14 protein-coding genes are annotated in these 15,533 nt (G+C 64.5%); 6 read left to right on the top strand and 8 right to left on the bottom strand.

The annotated features are described in order from the left end of the window. Positions 1 to 6: 6 nt before the first annotated feature. On the top strand, positions 7 to 624 hold the full coding sequence (locus tag FJ934_RS16165; RefSeq protein ID WP_181165641.1) for a DNA-3-methyladenine glycosylase: 618 nt from the start codon (positions 7 to 9) through the stop codon (positions 622 to 624). 45 nt (positions 625 to 669) lie between these two features. On the opposite strand, the gene FJ934_RS16160 is transcribed toward FJ934_RS16165, so the two are convergent. From FJ934_RS16160 to FJ934_RS16145, 4 genes are all read right to left on the bottom strand, one after another. After that, positions 670 to 2,406, bottom strand: coding sequence for a SulP family inorganic anion transporter (locus FJ934_RS16160; protein ID WP_140610591.1), 1,737 nt, complete (start codon positions 2,404 to 2,406; stop codon positions 670 to 672). A 67-nt stretch (positions 2,407 to 2,473) separates the two neighbouring features. After that, a complete protein-coding gene (locus tag FJ934_RS16155) occupies positions 2,474 to 2,752 on the bottom strand; it encodes a helix-turn-helix transcriptional regulator (protein WP_140610590.1) in 279 nt (92 codons plus the stop codon). Between the two features lie 95 nt (positions 2,753 to 2,847). Continuing rightward, complete coding sequence (locus tag FJ934_RS16150) at positions 2,848 to 3,549, bottom strand: phosphatase PAP2 family protein (RefSeq protein WP_140610589.1); 702 nt, start codon at positions 3,547 to 3,549, stop codon at positions 2,848 to 2,850. A 28-nt stretch (positions 3,550 to 3,577) separates the two neighbouring features. Continuing rightward, on the bottom strand, positions 3,578 to 3,916 hold the full coding sequence (locus tag FJ934_RS16145) for a hypothetical protein (RefSeq protein ID WP_140610588.1): 339 nt from the start codon (positions 3,914 to 3,916) through the stop codon (positions 3,578 to 3,580). 169 nt (positions 3,917 to 4,085) lie between these two features. On the opposite strand from FJ934_RS16145, the gene FJ934_RS16140 reads away from it, so the two are divergent. Both FJ934_RS16140 and FJ934_RS16135 read left to right on the top strand, forming a co-directional pair. Further along, positions 4,086 to 5,477: a sensor histidine kinase gene (locus FJ934_RS16140; protein WP_140610587.1), complete on the top strand. Its 1,392-nt coding sequence runs from the start codon at positions 4,086 to 4,088 to the stop codon at positions 5,475 to 5,477. Beyond that, positions 5,474 to 6,136 (top strand): response regulator transcription factor, encoded by a 663-nt coding sequence (locus FJ934_RS16135; RefSeq protein WP_140610586.1) that lies wholly within the window; start codon positions 5,474 to 5,476, stop codon positions 6,134 to 6,136. Before FJ934_RS16140 ends, FJ934_RS16135 begins: the two co-directional genes overlap by 4 nt. Positions 6,137 to 6,232: 96 nt before the next feature. Here FJ934_RS16135 and FJ934_RS16130 read toward each other — a convergent pair whose 3' ends face one another. Then, the gene (locus FJ934_RS16130; RefSeq protein ID WP_140610585.1) at positions 6,233 to 6,745 is read right to left on the bottom strand and encodes a hypothetical protein; all 513 of its coding nucleotides are present in this window, start codon (positions 6,743 to 6,745) and stop codon (positions 6,233 to 6,235) included. Positions 6,746 to 7,022: 277 nt separating this feature from the next. Between FJ934_RS16130 and FJ934_RS16125 the strand changes: the two genes are divergently transcribed. Continuing rightward, positions 7,023 to 9,026 carry a PhoX family phosphatase gene (locus FJ934_RS16125; protein ID WP_140610584.1) on the top strand — a complete coding sequence of 668 codons (2,004 nt, stop codon included), beginning with the start codon at positions 7,023 to 7,025 and terminating at the stop codon, positions 9,024 to 9,026. A gap of 293 nt (positions 9,027 to 9,319) precedes the next feature. Here the strand turns inward: FJ934_RS16125 and FJ934_RS16120 are convergent, their stop codons facing one another. Further along, positions 9,320 to 10,507, bottom strand: a complete 1,188-nt coding sequence (locus FJ934_RS16120; protein WP_140610583.1) for an NAD(P)/FAD-dependent oxidoreductase — start codon at positions 10,505 to 10,507, stop codon at positions 9,320 to 9,322. Between the two features lie 409 nt (positions 10,508 to 10,916). Between FJ934_RS16120 and FJ934_RS16115 the strand changes: the two genes are divergently transcribed. Then, positions 10,917 to 11,954, top strand: coding sequence for a phosphatidylglycerol lysyltransferase domain-containing protein (locus tag FJ934_RS16115; RefSeq protein WP_140610582.1), 1,038 nt, complete (start codon positions 10,917 to 10,919; stop codon positions 11,952 to 11,954). Between the two features lie 32 nt (positions 11,955 to 11,986). Here FJ934_RS16115 and FJ934_RS16110 read toward each other — a convergent pair whose 3' ends face one another. Then, positions 11,987 to 12,766 carry an ABC transporter permease gene (locus FJ934_RS16110; RefSeq protein WP_140610647.1) on the bottom strand — a complete coding sequence of 260 codons (780 nt, stop codon included), beginning with the start codon at positions 12,764 to 12,766 and terminating at the stop codon, positions 11,987 to 11,989. Between the two features lie 14 nt (positions 12,767 to 12,780). Next, positions 12,781 to 13,707 (bottom strand): ABC transporter ATP-binding protein, encoded by a 927-nt coding sequence (locus tag FJ934_RS16105; protein WP_140610581.1) that lies wholly within the window; start codon positions 13,705 to 13,707, stop codon positions 12,781 to 12,783. A 239-nt stretch (positions 13,708 to 13,946) separates the two neighbouring features. Between FJ934_RS16105 and FJ934_RS16100 the strand changes: the two genes are divergently transcribed. Next, the gene (locus tag FJ934_RS16100; protein ID WP_140610580.1) at positions 13,947 to 15,308 is read left to right on the top strand and encodes a cytochrome ubiquinol oxidase subunit I; all 1,362 of its coding nucleotides are present in this window, start codon (positions 13,947 to 13,949) and stop codon (positions 15,306 to 15,308) included. The last annotated feature ends 225 nt before the right edge of the window (positions 15,309 to 15,533 follow it).

The raw sequence follows: 15,533 nt of genomic DNA, 5'->3' as shown, positions 1-15,533 counted from the left end.
CGGGTTGTGACGACCGTGAAGCACAGGGACAATCACCGGCCGATCGGCCGCGCGGACTTGCCGAACGATACCGTGTCCCTCGCCCGCACTCTTATCGGCAAGGTGGTGGTGCGCGACTTGCCGGAAGGCAGGGTCAGCGGCCGCATCGTCGAGACCGAGGCCTATGTCGCCGGCGATGCCGCCGGGCACGGCTATCGGGGGATGACCCCGCGCAACCGCTCGCTGTTCCTCGAGCGGGGGCACGCCTATGTCTATCTTGCCTATGGCGTCTCCTACATGCTGAATGTCTCGAGCGACATGCCGGGGATCGGTACCGGCGTGCTGATCCGGGCCCTCGAGCCACTGGAAGGTATCGCGATCATGCGGCTGAACCGTCGTGTCGAGCGGTTGCGCGATCTGGCGCGCGGGCCCGGGAGACTGGCTGCGGCATTGCGTATCGATCGTTCACTCGACGGGCTCGACCTGTGCCAGGAAGGCCCGCTATGGCTCGCAAGCGATGATCACGAGCCCGGCGAAATCGCGGAGAGCCCCAGGATCGGCATTTCGAAGGATGCCGACCGGCTGCTGCGATTCTATCTCAGGGGCAGTCCCTTCGTCAGCGGTCCGAGATCGCTCAACCGGTAAGAGAGGGCCAACGCCGCCCTCCAACGAAGAGTTCTGAACGCAAAGCTACCGCGCCTCTTGTTTCCCAGCCAGCCGTGCCCGCGCGTCGCGGATCGAGGCGGCGTAGGTCACCAGCGGCCGCTTGACGCCGTGGTTGATCAGCATGCGCCGTATCTGCGGCGACGCACCTGATATGATGAAGCGCACACCGGCGCGCCTGGCCTTGTGGGCCGCACTTTCGATGACATTGGCCGCCGTCGAATCGAAGAGCGGCACGGCGGAACAGTCGAGGATGAAGTTGCGACGCTGATCGGCGATGCGGTCGAGCACGCTGCCGACGGTGGAGGCGGCGCCGAAGAAGAATGCGCCCGAGATACGGTAGACGACGGTGTCGGCGTCGCTCGCCTCGCTGGAATCATAGGCGCCGGCGCCGTTGATGCGGTCGGCGACGTCGTCCTGCGCCAGATCCGCCTCGACCGCGACCGACTTGGCCATGCGGTCGATGAACAGGATCGAGCCGAGCGCGAAGCCGACGACGATGCCTTCGGTCAGGTCGCGGAAGACGACGATGAGGAAGGTTGCCATCAGCACCAGCGCATCGCCGCGCGACGCGCGCAGCAGCGCGGCGAAGGCCTGTTTTTCGAACATGTTCCAGCAGACCACCGCCAGCACACCGGCAAGGGCCGAGAGCGGGATGTAGCTGGCGAGCGGCGCCGCCACCAGCATCAGCGCGAGCAGGATCGCCGAATGCACGATGCCCGAGACCGGCCCGTGCGCGCCGGCGCGCACATTGGTGGCGGTGCGGGCAATGGTGCCGGTGGCGCAGATGCCGCCGAACAGGGCAGAGGCGATGTTGGCGAAGCCCTGCGCCACCAGCTCGCAATTCGACCGGTGCCGCCGGCCCGTCATGCCGTCGGCGACGACGGCCGACAGCAGCGACTCGATGGCGCCGAGCATCGCGAAAGCGATAGCGTCCGGCAGGACGTCGATCATCCTGTCGAGGCCGACCGGCGGCAGGCCAGGCCATTGCAGGCTGCGCGGGATGCCGCCATAGCGCGTGCCGATCGTCTCGGCAGGCAGCGCAAGCAGCGCCACGGCGAGCGAGGCGAGCCCGATGGCGATCAGCATGGCCGGCCATTTCGGCCGCAAGCGCTTCAGCAAGGCGATGGTCGCGATGGTCAGCAGCGCCACGAAGGTCGCGGCGGGGTTGATCGTGCCGGCCGCCTCGCCAAGCGCAATCAGTTTTGGCACGAACGGTCCGGGCTCCTTGCCCGGCAAGGTCAATCCGAACAGTTCGACGATCTGGCCGGAGAAGATGATGACGGCAATGCCGGCGGTGAAGCCGACGGTGACCGGATAGGGGATGAACTTGATGTAGGTGCCGAGCCGGAGGTAACCGATGGCGAGCAGGAACACACCGGCCATCATCGTCGCCAGCAGCAGGCCGTCAACGCCGACGCGGGCAACCGTGGCCGCCACCAGCACGATGAAGGCGCCGGCCGGCCCCCCGATCTGGAAACGGCTGCCGCCCAATGCCGAGATGATGAAGCCGCCGACAATGGAGGTGTAGAGGCCACGCTCCGGCGTCACGCCCGATGCGATCGCGATTGCCATCGACAGAGGCAGCGCAACGATGGCGACCGTCAGGCCGGACATGAGGTCGGCCTTGAATTGCGGCAGGTGGTAACCCTCCCGCCAGACCGTCACGAGTTTCGGCGTGAACAATTCGGAAAATGTCGGCTTTGCCGGCCCATGGGCCGCCTTATGGGCCGATTGATGCCCTGTCCGCCGTATCTGATCCATGGACTGCCTTCCGCACCTGAAAGGCGGCGGGATCGTCGGCAGGACTGTCGGCGGTCGCCGTCGCGACTTATGCCGGCTCAGCCCTGGGATCCGGCGGCGCGGCGGGCTTGAGGCGCACGCCCCTGCCGCCGCGTTCGCTGGCCTGGTTCTCGCCGATCAATTCCACCCCGGCCTCGTCGAGAGCCTGGATGACCTTCATCAGCGTATCGACCACGCCCCTGACCACGCCGTCGCTCGCTTCCATGCGCTGGATGGTCGGAAGCGAGACGCCGGCGCGCTCGGCGAGTGTCTTCTGGTCGATGCCCGCCAACGCCCTTGCGGCGCGCATCTGCGCGGCAGTGATCATCGGCCTGAACCCATGTCTGAGTCTGCAGACATAACGTATAATACCGTCATTGTGATGTTTCAAGCATCAGAAGGCATAGTTCAACCATGTGAAGATTACTCACTTTCGCCGACCACACTGCGCCGCTGCAGGAGCCGCGCGGCCAACCAGCATAGCGTCGCCCAGGCGAAGCCCGCGCACCAGCCTGCCAGAACATCCGACGGCCAGTGGACGCCGAGATAGATGCGGCTGACGCCGACCAGCACCGTCGTCAGCACGGCGAGTGCCAGGACATAGACCTTCGTCGCCCGGCCATGCAGGAAACGCGCCGCGAGCGAACCGAGCGTGAGATAGGTCACCGCCGACAGCATGGCGTGGCCACTGGGGAAGGAAAGCGACGTTTCGCTGACCAGATGCGAGACGAGCTCGGGCCGAGGCCTGTCGATGCCGACTTTCAAAAGACTCGACAGAACCTGGCCACCCGCCACGGCGACGAAGATGAGAAGTGCGGTCCCCGGCCTGCGGATCAGCAGCAGATAGATGATCGTCGCCGCTGTGATCAGCACCAGCACGCTGGAGCTGCCAAGGCTGGTGATGTCGCGCATCGCCCCTTCCAGCCACGGCGGACCAACCGGAACGCCGGGCTGGCCCGCCTGGCGGAAAGCAAGCAGGATTTCCGTGTCAAAGCCGTGCGGCGCGGTCGCCCGCGCCACCTCCGTCAGCTCCACGAAGCCCCACAGCCCGCCGGCGATGACGAGGCCAGCCAGGAGGACCGGAAATTCGATCCGGTTGAGCAGGGTGCCCACGGTGTCTTTCATCGGGCCTGTGTCGCCGTCTTCATCTTGATCATCGCCCCTGCAGATAGGGCCCGAGCGTGATCAGCGCCACGGCGGCGACCGCCAGCACGATGCCGGTCGCCTGCAGCGCGTTGACGCGCTCGCCAAAGAACAGCAGCGCCACGACGTTGACCGAGACCAGCTGGATGACGGCCGACAGACTGAACGACACCGACATGCCGAATTCGCGGATCAGCCGCAGCATGATCAGGTTGCCCAGCGAATAGAGCGCCAGGGTCAGCAGGATCTTGCCCAGGCTCGGCGCCAATCCCCATTGCTTGGCGGCGGTTGCCGCCAAAAGGAAGATCACCGTTGAAAAGCCAAGCTGGAGCAATCCCGATAAGCTCACGTCCCATCCCCTCGAAGCGGTGCCCGCCATGTGTGTCGCGGCTCTTGTTTCCGAAGCGCGCCAGGACGTCAAGCGACGTCGTTCGAACGAAGGTCTTGGCAAGGGCAAGACTGAAGCTCAATGTGCAGCCACCGCCCGGCCTGTTGATAGAGGGGGTGGCCAGGAGCCGATGTTTCGTATTGTTCAGAACTTGGCGCGGCGCTGGAGCGAGCTTTCCCTTGCCGTGCAATTCCTCGTTGCCGGCGGCTTTGGCCTTCTGGCCATCATGCTGGTGGTTGGCTTCTGGGTGACGATGCAAATCAGGGACGGCGTCATCCGCAATTCGGCCGCCACGACCGCACTTTATGTCGACAGCGTGATCGCGCCACTGCTGCCGGACCTGCGCAAGAGCGAGGAGCTGAGCGAGTCCGTCAAGCAGGCGCTCGACGAGACCCTTGGCCAGGGCGCGCTCGGCAAACGCCTTGTGTCGTTCAGGCTCTGGCGGCGCGACGGCACCGTGCTCTATGCGAAGAACGCGGCCTTGATCGGCCGCCGCTTCGATCTGAGCGACAATCTGCGTTCCGCATTCCAAGGCAGCGTCACCGCCCAACTCGACACGTTCGACGGCAATGAAAGCAAGGAGCAGGCTGTCGGCGTACCGCTGCTGGAGATCTACAATCCGGTGCGCGAACCCTGGTCCGGCGACGTGGTGGCCGTCACCGAATTCTTCGAGGTCGCGGGCGATTTCAAAGCCACTCTGGCTTCCGCCCTGCTGTCGAGCTGGCTGATCGTGGCCGGCACCACCTTGACGGCGTTCCTGCTGCTGTCGGGCATCGTCCTGCGCGGCAGCCGCACCATCGACGATCAGCGCGGGGCGCTGCGCCGCCAGGTGTCGGAGCTGCAAGGCCTGGTGGCGCAGAACAGCGCCTTGCGCCACCGCGTGCAGCGGGCGTCGCGCCGCGCGACCGCGCTCAACGAAAGATATCTGCGCCGGATCGGCGCCGACCTCCATGACGGTCCGGCCCAGCTCGTGGCCCTGGCGGCGCTGCGCATGGACAGTCCGGTGTTTTCCGGCGACGGCCACTGGGGCGAAAGCCGCTCGACCGAGGTCGCGATGATCCGCAAGACGCTGGAGGATGCGATGCGCGAAATACGCGGCATCTGCACCGGTCTCGTGCTGCCGCAGATAGAAACGGCCGCTACCATGGATATATTGCGGCTGGCCGTCAACGAACACGAGCGCCGGACGGGAACCTCGGTGACGCTCACATTGCCTAGCCATTTGCCCGAGCCCGGCGCCTCTGAGAAGATCAGTATCTATCGTTTCGTGCAGGAAGGGCTGAACAACGCCTATCGCCACGGACAGGGCAAAGATCAGGTGGTGCGTGCCGAGATGAAAAATGGCAGGCTTTTCGTGGAAGTTTCGGATGGCGGACCAGGCTTCGATCCGGCGCGGGCGGAGGGGCTGGGGCTCGCCGGCCTGCGGGAACGGGTCGAGAGCATTGGCGGCCAGTTCGAGACCTTGAGCGGGCCGCAAGGCACGCGGTTGGTGATCAGTTTGTCGGTCGAGGAGCAAGCATGATTGGCGCTATTCGCATTGCCATTGTCGATGATCATCCGCTTTTTCGCGAAGGTGTGACGCGCAGCCTGTCGGAGATCGGAGGCTTCGAAATGGTCGGCGAGGGCGCGACCGCGCAGGATGCGGAACGCCTCGCTTCGACGGTGCGGCCCGACATATTGCTGCTCGACATCTCCATGCCGGGCGGCGGGCTGGCGGCGGTTGCAAACATCCTGGCCGACCATCCTGCCCAGAAGATCGTCATGCTGACCGTTTCAGAGGCCAATGCCGATGTAACCAAGGCCCTGAACGCAGGGGTGCGCGGCTATGTCCTCAAAGGTATCGGATCGCGCGCGCTCGCCGACATCCTGCGCAATGTGGCGGCCGGCGAGAGCTATCTTTCGCCGACGCTGTCGGCCCGGCTGCTTTCCGATCTCCAGTCCCTGCAGCCGGCCGACGGCACGACAGACCGCCTGCGGCAACTCACCGGGAGGCAGACGGAAATCCTGCGGCTGGTGGCCGAGGGGCTCAGCAACAAGGAAGTTGCCTTGCGGCTGGATCTGCAGGAAAAGACAGTCAAACACCACATGACCGGGGTGCTGTCGAAACTCAACGTGCGAAACCGCACGGAAGCGGCCCTCATGATGCGCGAGTTTCGCGACCGTGACAGGAACCGCTCATAACTGCGGGAAACCGCGCGACGCCGGTCAAAAAGAGGTCACCTCCGCCGGGGGCGGCGGAGGTGACATGCGAAACTGACCGTTGCCTGTTGGCCAGCCTCACAAGGCCTTGAGACGGCTGATATCGGCCGGCGTAACCCGGCGGTCGATGATCGTGCGACCGAGGGCATCTTCCATCCTGAAACGGCCGTTCTCGATCTTTTCCGTTATGCCGTCCGGATGCTGGACCGTGATCTTCTTGCCATCCACGTCGATCTTGTCGCCGGTCGCCGTATTGACGTGACTGCTGGCGCCCTGGTCGTTCTGGCCGGTGCCGGATCCTGGATTGCCGCTACCGTCGTCACCACTACCTGAATTGTTGCCGCTATTCCCGCTGTTGCCGTTGCCATTCCCGCTGTTGCCGCCGCCACTGTTGCCGCCGTTCCCGCCGTTGCCATTGCCGCCGTTACCACCGTTGCCGTTCCCGCCGCCCTTGCCGGCCTGTGCGCTGGCAGCGTAGAGGCCGGGAGCGAAGCCATGAAAGGCAATGTGATAGGGAGCGATGGTCAGCGCCAGCGCGGATGCCGATCCGAGCGCCAACCGGAAACAGCGGGTCGTGATCGATCTTCGCATCCTGGTCTCCGTCGATTGAGCCGGCGCGCCCACCCTCAACGTTGCAGCCAACATCGCCGAAAGACGTAGTAGCCGGAAGCGGCCTCCGACCGTTGCGTTTGTCCTCCAGGACCTTTGCAAGCGCAAGCTTGGACCAAAGTCCGGGATTCCGAATGAACAACCTGCACCAGGCAGGCACCAGAACAGGCATGATGTCACGAAAATGTGATCAGCCGGCTGTAAGGCGTCGAACAGACACCCAAGCTCCAGCGACTCCAACAGCCAGAGGCAAGCCCGCATGACCGAACAGCGCTTCTCCGACGCCCGATTCCGCACCAGCCTGCTCGAGGAAAACGAAGGACCGGCCATCAACCCCACCGACAACCGCACCATGGGCGAGATTATTGCCGCGCGGTTCTCGCGCCGGGGTTTCCTGAAGGGGTCGCTCGCGGTCTCGGCGATCGCCGCCACCGTCAGTCCGCTGGCCATGATCGCAGCGGACGACGCCCGCGCCGCCGAAGGCTCCGCCTTCAAATTCGACGAACTCGAGGCCGGCATCGACGACAAGCACCATGTCGCGCCGGGCTATGACGCCGACGTGCTGCTGCGCTGGGGCGACCCGCTGTTAGCCGATTCGCCGGAATTCGATCCGACCAAACAGTCGGCCGAGGCCCAGGCAAAACAGTTCGGCTACAACAACGACTATGTCGGCTACATCCCGATCGAGGGCTCCGCCGAGCATGGTCTGCTGGTGGTCAACCATGAATACACCAACCCGCATCTGATGTTCCCCGGCATCGTCAAGATCGTCGAGAAGGACGGCAAGAAGGCAGCCGAGGTCGCACCGCTGAGCAAAGAGCAGGTCGATGTCGAGATGGCGGCACATGGCGGCACGATCGTCGAGATCCGCAAGGTGTCGGGCAAATGGCAAGTGGTGCGCGACGGCAGGCTGAACCGCCGCATCACCTCCAACACCGAAATGGCGCTGTCCGGACCGGTCGCCGGCCATGACCGCGTCAAGACCAATGCCGATCCATCCGGCACGAAGGTTCTCGGCACCGTCAACAACTGCGCCGGCGGCGTCACGCCCTGGGGCACCTATGTCATGGCCGAGGAGAACATCCACGGCTACTTCTCCGGCGAACTGCCGGAGGGCCACAAGGAAGCGGCGAACTACAAGCGTCTCGGCATCCCGGAAGGCGCCTATGAGTGGGGCGCGCATTACGACCGCTTCAACCTCGCCAAGGAGCCGAACGAGCCGAACCGTTTCGGCTGGGTCGTCGAGGTCGACGTCGACGATCCGAATTCGACGCCGAAGAAGCGCACCGCCATGGGCCGCTTCAAGCATGAGGGCGCCGAATCGATCGTCGCCAAGGACGGCCGCGTGGTCTTTTATCTCGGCGACGACGAGCGCTTCGACTATGTCTACAAATTCGTCACCAAGGGTACCTTCAACGCCAGCGACCGCGCGGCCAACAAGGACCTGCTTGACGACGGCACGCTGCATGTCGCCAAATTCGCCGAGGACGGCACGGTGGAATGGCTGCCGATCGTCTTCGGCCAAGGCCCGCTGACGGCCGAAAACGGCTTTGCCGGCCAGGCCGATGTGCTGATCGAAACGCGCCGCGCGGCCGACCTGCTCGGCGCAACCAAGATGGACCGGCCGGAAGACATCCAGCCCAATGCCGTCAACGGCAAGGTCTACGTCATGCTGACCAACAACTCCAAGCGCAAGGCCGACCAGGTCGATGCCGCCAATCCGCGCGCCGCGAACGCCTTTGGCCACATTATCGAGATATCAGAGAGCGACGGCGATTTCGCCGCCACCAAGGGCAAGTGGGAAGTGCTACTGAAATGCGGCGATCATTCCGTCGCCGATGTCGGCGCCACCTTCTCGACCGCGACGACGGCCAATGGCTGGTTCGGCATGCCCGACAATTGCGCGGTCGATTCGGCCGGACGCCTGTGGGTCGCTACCGACGGCCAGGGCCCGAAGGCCACCGGCCGCACCGACGGCCTGTGGGCGGTCGACACCGAAGGCGCGGCGCGCGCGACCTCGAAACTGTTCTTCCGCGTGCCGATCGGCGCCGAAATGTGCGGCCCGCTGTTTGCGCCCGACGACCAGACCGCCTTCGTTGCCGTCCAGCATCCGGGCGACGGCGGCGAAGACTGGGAAGCCTTTGGCCGCCCCTCCTACTATGAGGATCCGTCGACACGCTGGCCCGATTTCAAGCCCGAAATGCCGATGCGGCCGGCGGTCGTCGCCATCACCAAACAGGGCGGCGGCAAGATCGCCGTCTGAGTTCAGGTGAGAACTCTGAAGGAGGGGGTTCGGGATCCGAAGCCCCTCCTTTTTCGCATGGAGTTTGCTCAAGCCTCGGGAAAGATCGGCAATTTACACGTGGCGCCCCAGGTCCTGTCGAGGGAGACCGTCGCCATGCCGAAGTCTGTCCATGACCGTGGCCTGCTCAAACCCGCCGAAATGGCCACCTTGCAACGCGTGTTCGACGAGGAATGCCGCCGGCGCGACGTGCATCCAGAATCCCCCGAGCCGCGCGAGATCGCGCTCCCGATTGCCGGCTCCCCGGGCCGGGATCAGCGCGACGCGCCGGATGTATGGCGGGAGCCGGCGATCCGGCCGGCGATCGCCTTGCCCAGTATGGCGGCGTTGGCGAAACAGCCGCGAATGCTCGGCCGCATGCCGGTGAACCAGAGGCCGGGCAGTTTCGGATCGTTTTCAGCGCCGTTGAAAAGCGGAACGCCCTTGCCGTCGAGCACGTCAAGACTGCCGACCATGCGCTCCAGCCCGGTGCGGTAGCCCGTCGCGGCAATGACGATGTCGGGATCGATCAGTCTGCCATCGGCCAGGATCACGCCGTCCGCGGTGAACTCCCTTATTGTCGGGACCACGACGATCTTGCCCGCTTTGATGGCGCTGACGGCGCCGTCGTCCGCGGCGATCGCGGTGTAGTCCGAGGTCAGGCGGCTGGCGCCGCCTGCCGGCGCGGGCGGCATGCCGAATTTGGTGAGGTCGCCGAAAACCAGGCGCTGCGTCACCGCCATCACCGCATCGGCAACACGCAGCGGCAAGCGCGCCATGAGCGGCGAGAGCCGGTGCACGGCGATCTTGCCGATCCGCTTGGGCAGAAGGGCGGGGCCGTTGCGGGCCGACAGCCATAGAGCCGCCGTATCGACGCCCGCCAGATGATTGAGGGCATCGAAGCCCGAATTGCCGGCGCCGACGACCAGCACCTTCTTGCCGGCATAGGTGTTGGCGTCGCCAAAATCCGCCGAATGGATGATCCGGCCCGTGAACGCCTGCATGCCCGTCCAATGCGGCGTGAAAGGCTCCCTGTCGCGGCCGGTGGCGACAACGATATGACGTGCGAGGCGCGAGCCGGCGCTGGTGCGCACCGCCCAGTGGTCGCCCATGAACATGATGGTCTCGACGGCGACGCCAAACTCCACCGGCAGCCTGTTCGCCTCACGGAAATCGTTCATATGGCGGATAACGACCTTCCTGGGAGGGAAGGCTGGGGTACCCTTGGGAAAGGCAAGGCCGGGCAGCGCCGACAGATCGCGATGGGTGTTGAGATGCAGTTGCTGGTGGCGCCGGTGCCAGGGCTCGGCCAGCCGGCTCTCCTTTTCGAGGATCGCCGTCGGCACACCAGCCTTGATCAACGCCTGCGCGACGGCCAATCCGGCGGCGCCGGCGCCAATGACGATCGCCGGCTCGACCGCCACCAACTGCTCCGCCATTGTTCCGGTCGCCGTATCAGCCATTCACTCTCAAAACCCATTCAACCGCCGCGGCATCCCGCAAACTGGCAGGACGCTGTAACCGTTTGATCGCGCGCGGACCCACACAGCGGATCGGTGCCGGTCGCGCAAGCCCTGCGCCGAAGCATTCCGCCCCAGCCGGAAACAGCGGATCGCGGAAATGCGGTCAAAACAATGACATGGGCAGATTACCCGCTTCTGTCCGATTAGATACAGTCCTATATGGCATATGGGCGGCATCGGCGATAATCAGGTCGCGGCAATGTGATTGATTCGAGGTGGAGGATCTCGTTACCGACGCAGGAATTCGAAACCACGATCGTTTTCGGCTTCCCGCGAAAAATCAGACGCCACGGCGTGGCTTGCTGGTCCTTGGGACACGCAGCGCCACACACGGCACGCGGAATCGACCATGCCCTCCTTGCGTATCTATTTCGACAATATCCTCGAGGGTGCCTCGCCGAAGGTCGAGCGCCAGACGCTGACGCATGTCGAACGGCTGGCGATGGTCCGTCGCCATGGCGACTTCTCGCTCGCCTATTCCACTGCCGTGCAGGGCAAGCTTTCCTACTTTGGCGACGCCGATGGCTACATCGCCTTCGGCACCAAGATGAGGCATCATTTCGCGCTCGGCGACCCCGTGGCGGCGCCGGCGCGGCGGCCCGACTACATCAGGCGCTTTGTCGAGACCGCCGGCGACCCGTGGTTCGTGCAGATCGGCGAGGAGACCGCACGCGTGCTGGCCGGGCTCGGCTACAAGATCAATCGGCTGGGCATCGACACCCGCCTGCCGCTACCCGGGCACGACTTTTCCGGCAAGCGCAACGAAACGGTGCGCTATTCCGAGCGTTGGCTGTTGAAGAAGGGGTTTTCCTTCGACGAGGACAGACGCACCATCTTTCTCGACGAGATCGCCCGGCTCTCCCAAAATTGGCGCGGCGACCGCATCGTCAAGCGCTGGGAGATGGGTTTTCTCAACCGACCGTTTTACGATCAGCTCGGCACCGACATGCGCCGGTTCGTGCTGCACGGTCCCGATGGCGAACTGATCGCGCTGCTCGACTTCGACCCGCTGTTCGCCGACGGCAAGTTGATCGGCTACACCACCGCGTTCAAGCGCAAGCATATCGATGCCTCGCCGCATGCCGAGATCGGCCTGACCAAATTCGCCGTCGACCGGTTTCGCGAGGAAGGCCATTCGGTGGTCACGCTTGGCCTGTCGCCGCTGGTCGATATAGGACCAAGCGGATTTGCCGAAAGCGCGTTCTGGCGCAACACCTTCCAGCGCGCCTACGACTCGCCCTGGGTCAACCGCCGCAGATTCAACCTGCAGGGCCAGGCGGCGTTCAAGCGACGCTTCCATGGCGTGGAAGAGCCGGTCTACATCGCCTTCCGCGAGGGCGCCTATATCGAGATGCTGGGCTTGCTGCGGCTGGTCAAGGCTATTTGACGTCTGCGGGAACCGGCTTCTGCGAAGCAGCGTCAGTTCCTTAGCCGGTAACCGGTCCGGAAGATCCAGGCGACGATCGCGATGCAGCCGGCCAGGAAGACCAGCGTCATGCCGAGGCTGACGCCGACGGAGACGTCGGCCTTGCCGTAGAAACTCCAGCGGAAGCCGCTGATCAGGTAGACCACCGGGTTGAACAGCGTGATCGTCTTCCAGATGCCGGGCAGCATGTGGATCGAATAGAAGCTGCCGCCCAGGAAGGTCAGCGGCGTGACGATCAGAAGCGGCACCAGCTGCAGCTGTTCGAAGGTCTTGGCCCAGATGCCGATGATGAAGCCGAACAGGCTGAAGGTCACCGCGGTCAGCACCAGGAAAGCGACCATCCAGAACGGATGCTCGATCCTGAGCGGCACGAACAGCGCCGCGGTCGCCAGGATGATCAGGCCGAGCAGGATCGACTTGGTCGCAGCACCCCCGACATAGGCGATGATGATTTCCAGATAGGAGACCGGCGCCGACAGCAATTCATAGATCGAGCCGACGAATTTCGGGAAGTAGATGGCAAACGACGCATTCGAGATCGATTGCGTCAGGAGCGACAGCATCATCAGGCCCGGCACGATGAAGGCGCCGTAGCTGATGCCGTCGATTTCGGTGATGCGCGAGCCGATGGCCGAGCCGAAGACGACGAAATAGAGCGATGTCGAAATGACCGGCGAGATGATGCTCTGCAGCACGGTGCGGAAGGCACGCGCCATCTCCACCCGGTAGATCGCCCATACAGCACGAAGATTGGGGGCCGCACGAAGGTTCATGGCAGCGCGCAGGTTCATGGCTCTTGCCTCAGAAGATTGACGAAGATCTCTTCCAGCGAGCTGTTCTTGGTGTCCAGATCGCGGAACTGGACCCCGGCCGCTTCGAGATCGCGGATCAGCGAGGCGACGCCCGGCCGGTCGCTCTGGTTGTCATAGGTATAGGTGAGCTGGCTGCCGTCCGGAGCCAGCTCCAGCGCGTAGTGCGAGAGCCCGTCGGGCACACTGTCCAGCGGCGCGCGCAGCTCCAGCGTCATCTGCTTGCGGCCGAGCTTGCGCATCAGCTCGGCCTTGCCCTCGACCAGGATGATCTCGCCCTTGTTGATGACGCCGACGCGGTCGGCCATCGCCTCGGCTTCCTCGATATAGTGGGTGGTGAGGATGATGGTGACGCCGTCCTCGCGCAGCCGCCGCACCATCGCCCACATGTCCTGGCGCAGCTCGACGTCGACGCCTGCCGTCGGCTCGTCGAGGAACAGGATGCGCGGCTCGTGCGACAGCGCCTTGGCGATCATCAGCCGCCGCTTCATGCCGCCCGACAGGGTGATCGCCTTGGCGTCCTTCTTGTCCCACAGCGACAGGTCGCGCAGCACCTTCTCGACAAAGGCCGGGTTGGCCGGCTTGCCGAACAGGCCGCGGCTGTAGTTGACCGTTGCCCAGACCGTCTCGAAGGCGTCGATGGTCAGTTCCTGCGGCACCAGCCCGATCAGGCTGCGCGCGGCGCGGTAATCGCGGCCGATGTCATGGCCGTCGACGGTGACGGTGCCCGAGGAGCGGTTGACGATGCCGCAGACGATCGAGATCAGCGTCGTCTTGCCGGCGCCGTTGGGACCGAGCAGCGCGAAGATCTCGCCGCGCCGGATGTCGAGATTGACTTCCTTGAGCGCCGTAAAGCCAGTGGCGTAGGTCTTGGAGACCCCAGAAATGGACAGGATGGAGGGCATGTCTGAAACGGCTGCCTGAAAGAGGTCCCCTGATATAGGCCTGTTGTCGTTTCATGCAACCGGAAGTCAATGGCGCTGCTGACAGTTCTCGACATCGAGGCTTGGGGACCGGCCGAAAGTGCGTCGCTTGCAACCGGCAAAATTGTCCTGTGGCGTTCGGCCTCGCGGCAGGACGCCGCTTTGACCTGAAGCCGCTTCGGGCCTATCCTTCGCGAGTATTACAGCAGCCGGAGCCCGTCATGGACCCGCTCATACTTTCGCGCATGCAGTTCGGCGCGAATATTTCGTTCCATATATTGTTTCCGACGATCACCATTGCGCTGGGCTGGGTGCTGCTGTTCTTCAAGCTGCGCTACAACGCGACCAACGATTCCGCCTGGATGCGTGCCTATTTCACCTGGGTGAAGGTGTTCGCTCTGTCCTTCGCCATGGGCGTGGTCTCGGGTGTCACCATGAGCTTCCAGTTCGGCACCAACTGGCCGGGCTACATGGAGCACGTCGGCAACATCGCCGGGCCGCTGCTCGCCTACGAGATCCTGACCGCCTTCTTCCTCGAGGCGGCCTTCCTCGGCATCATGCTGTTCGGCTTCCGCCGCGTGTCGAACCGCATCCACACTCTGGCCACCGTGCTGGTGGCCGGCGGCACCACGGTCTCGGCCTTCTGGATCATCGCGCTGAATTCCTGGATGCAGACGCCGGCCGGCTTCGTGATGGTCGACGGCAAGGCGCATGCGGTCGACTGGTGGGCTGTCGTCTTCAACCCCTCGATGCCCTATCGCCTGGTCCACATGCTGCTCGCCTCAGGCCTGACGGTTTCGTTCCTGATCGCGGGGCTGTCGGCGCTGCGCTATCTCAATGGCGATCGCTCGGAATCGATGTGGAAGGCGCTGCGCACCGGCGTCTTCACCGCCGCGATCCTGATCCCGATCCAGATCTTGGCCGGCGACCAGCACGGGCTGAACACGTTGGAGCACCAGCCGCAGAAGATCGCCGCGATGGAGGCCAACTGGGCCACCGGCCCCAACGTGCCGCTGGTGCTCTTCGCCTTGCCCGACGAGGCGGCGAAGGAGAACAGGTTCGAGGTGACCATTCCCGACGGGGCAAGCTTGATCCTGCGGCACAGCGCCAGTGGCGTCGTGCCGGGGCTGAACGATTTTCCGGGCAACCATCCGCCGGTCTTCCCCATCTTCTGGAGTTTCCGCATCATGGTCGGAACCGGTCTTCTGATGCTTGCCGTTTCCTGGTCGGCGGCCTTCTTCCTCAAGCGCCGGCACCGCTTGCCGAAGCCGCTCGCCCTGCTGATGGTGCCGATGGCGCTGTCGGGCTGGCTGGCGACGCTGGCCGGCTGGTACACGACCGAGATCGGCCGCCAGCCCTGGCTGGTGACGGGTGTGCTGAAGACCGCCGACGCCGTCGGCCCGGTGGCGGGCAGCCATGTCGCGCTGACGCTCGCCATCTATCTCATTCTCTACGTGCTGTTGCTGATCGCCTATCTCGGCGTGCTGGTGCATCTGGCGCTGAAGGCGGCCAAGGATGGCGACACCTCGGCGCTGCCGGGTGTTCTCAACGCGCCGCTGTCGCAGCCGGCGGCAGGGGAGTGAACATGCCTTCCTCGCGGGTCCGCGCCGCCCCTCACCTGCCTGCCGGCACCTTCTCCTCGTATAGGGACGGGGAGAAGGGGGCTGGCCGCAACGCCGGCGCCCCTCCTGTAACCCTGCCGATTGGCGAAATCGGTGACGACAGCGCCCCTCTCCCCGTCCCTATACGGGGAGAGGATGCCGGCAGGCGGATGAGGGGCCGCCCTGATTTCGACAATCCGGCGCAAG

The sequence above is a fragment of the Mesorhizobium sp. B2-4-12 genome (assembly GCF_006441575.1).
Classification (GTDB): Bacteria; Pseudomonadota; Alphaproteobacteria; order Rhizobiales; family Rhizobiaceae; genus Mesorhizobium.
The sequence above is the reverse complement of the archived record's forward strand: the minus strand, read 5'-3'. Positions and strand labels throughout refer to the sequence as shown.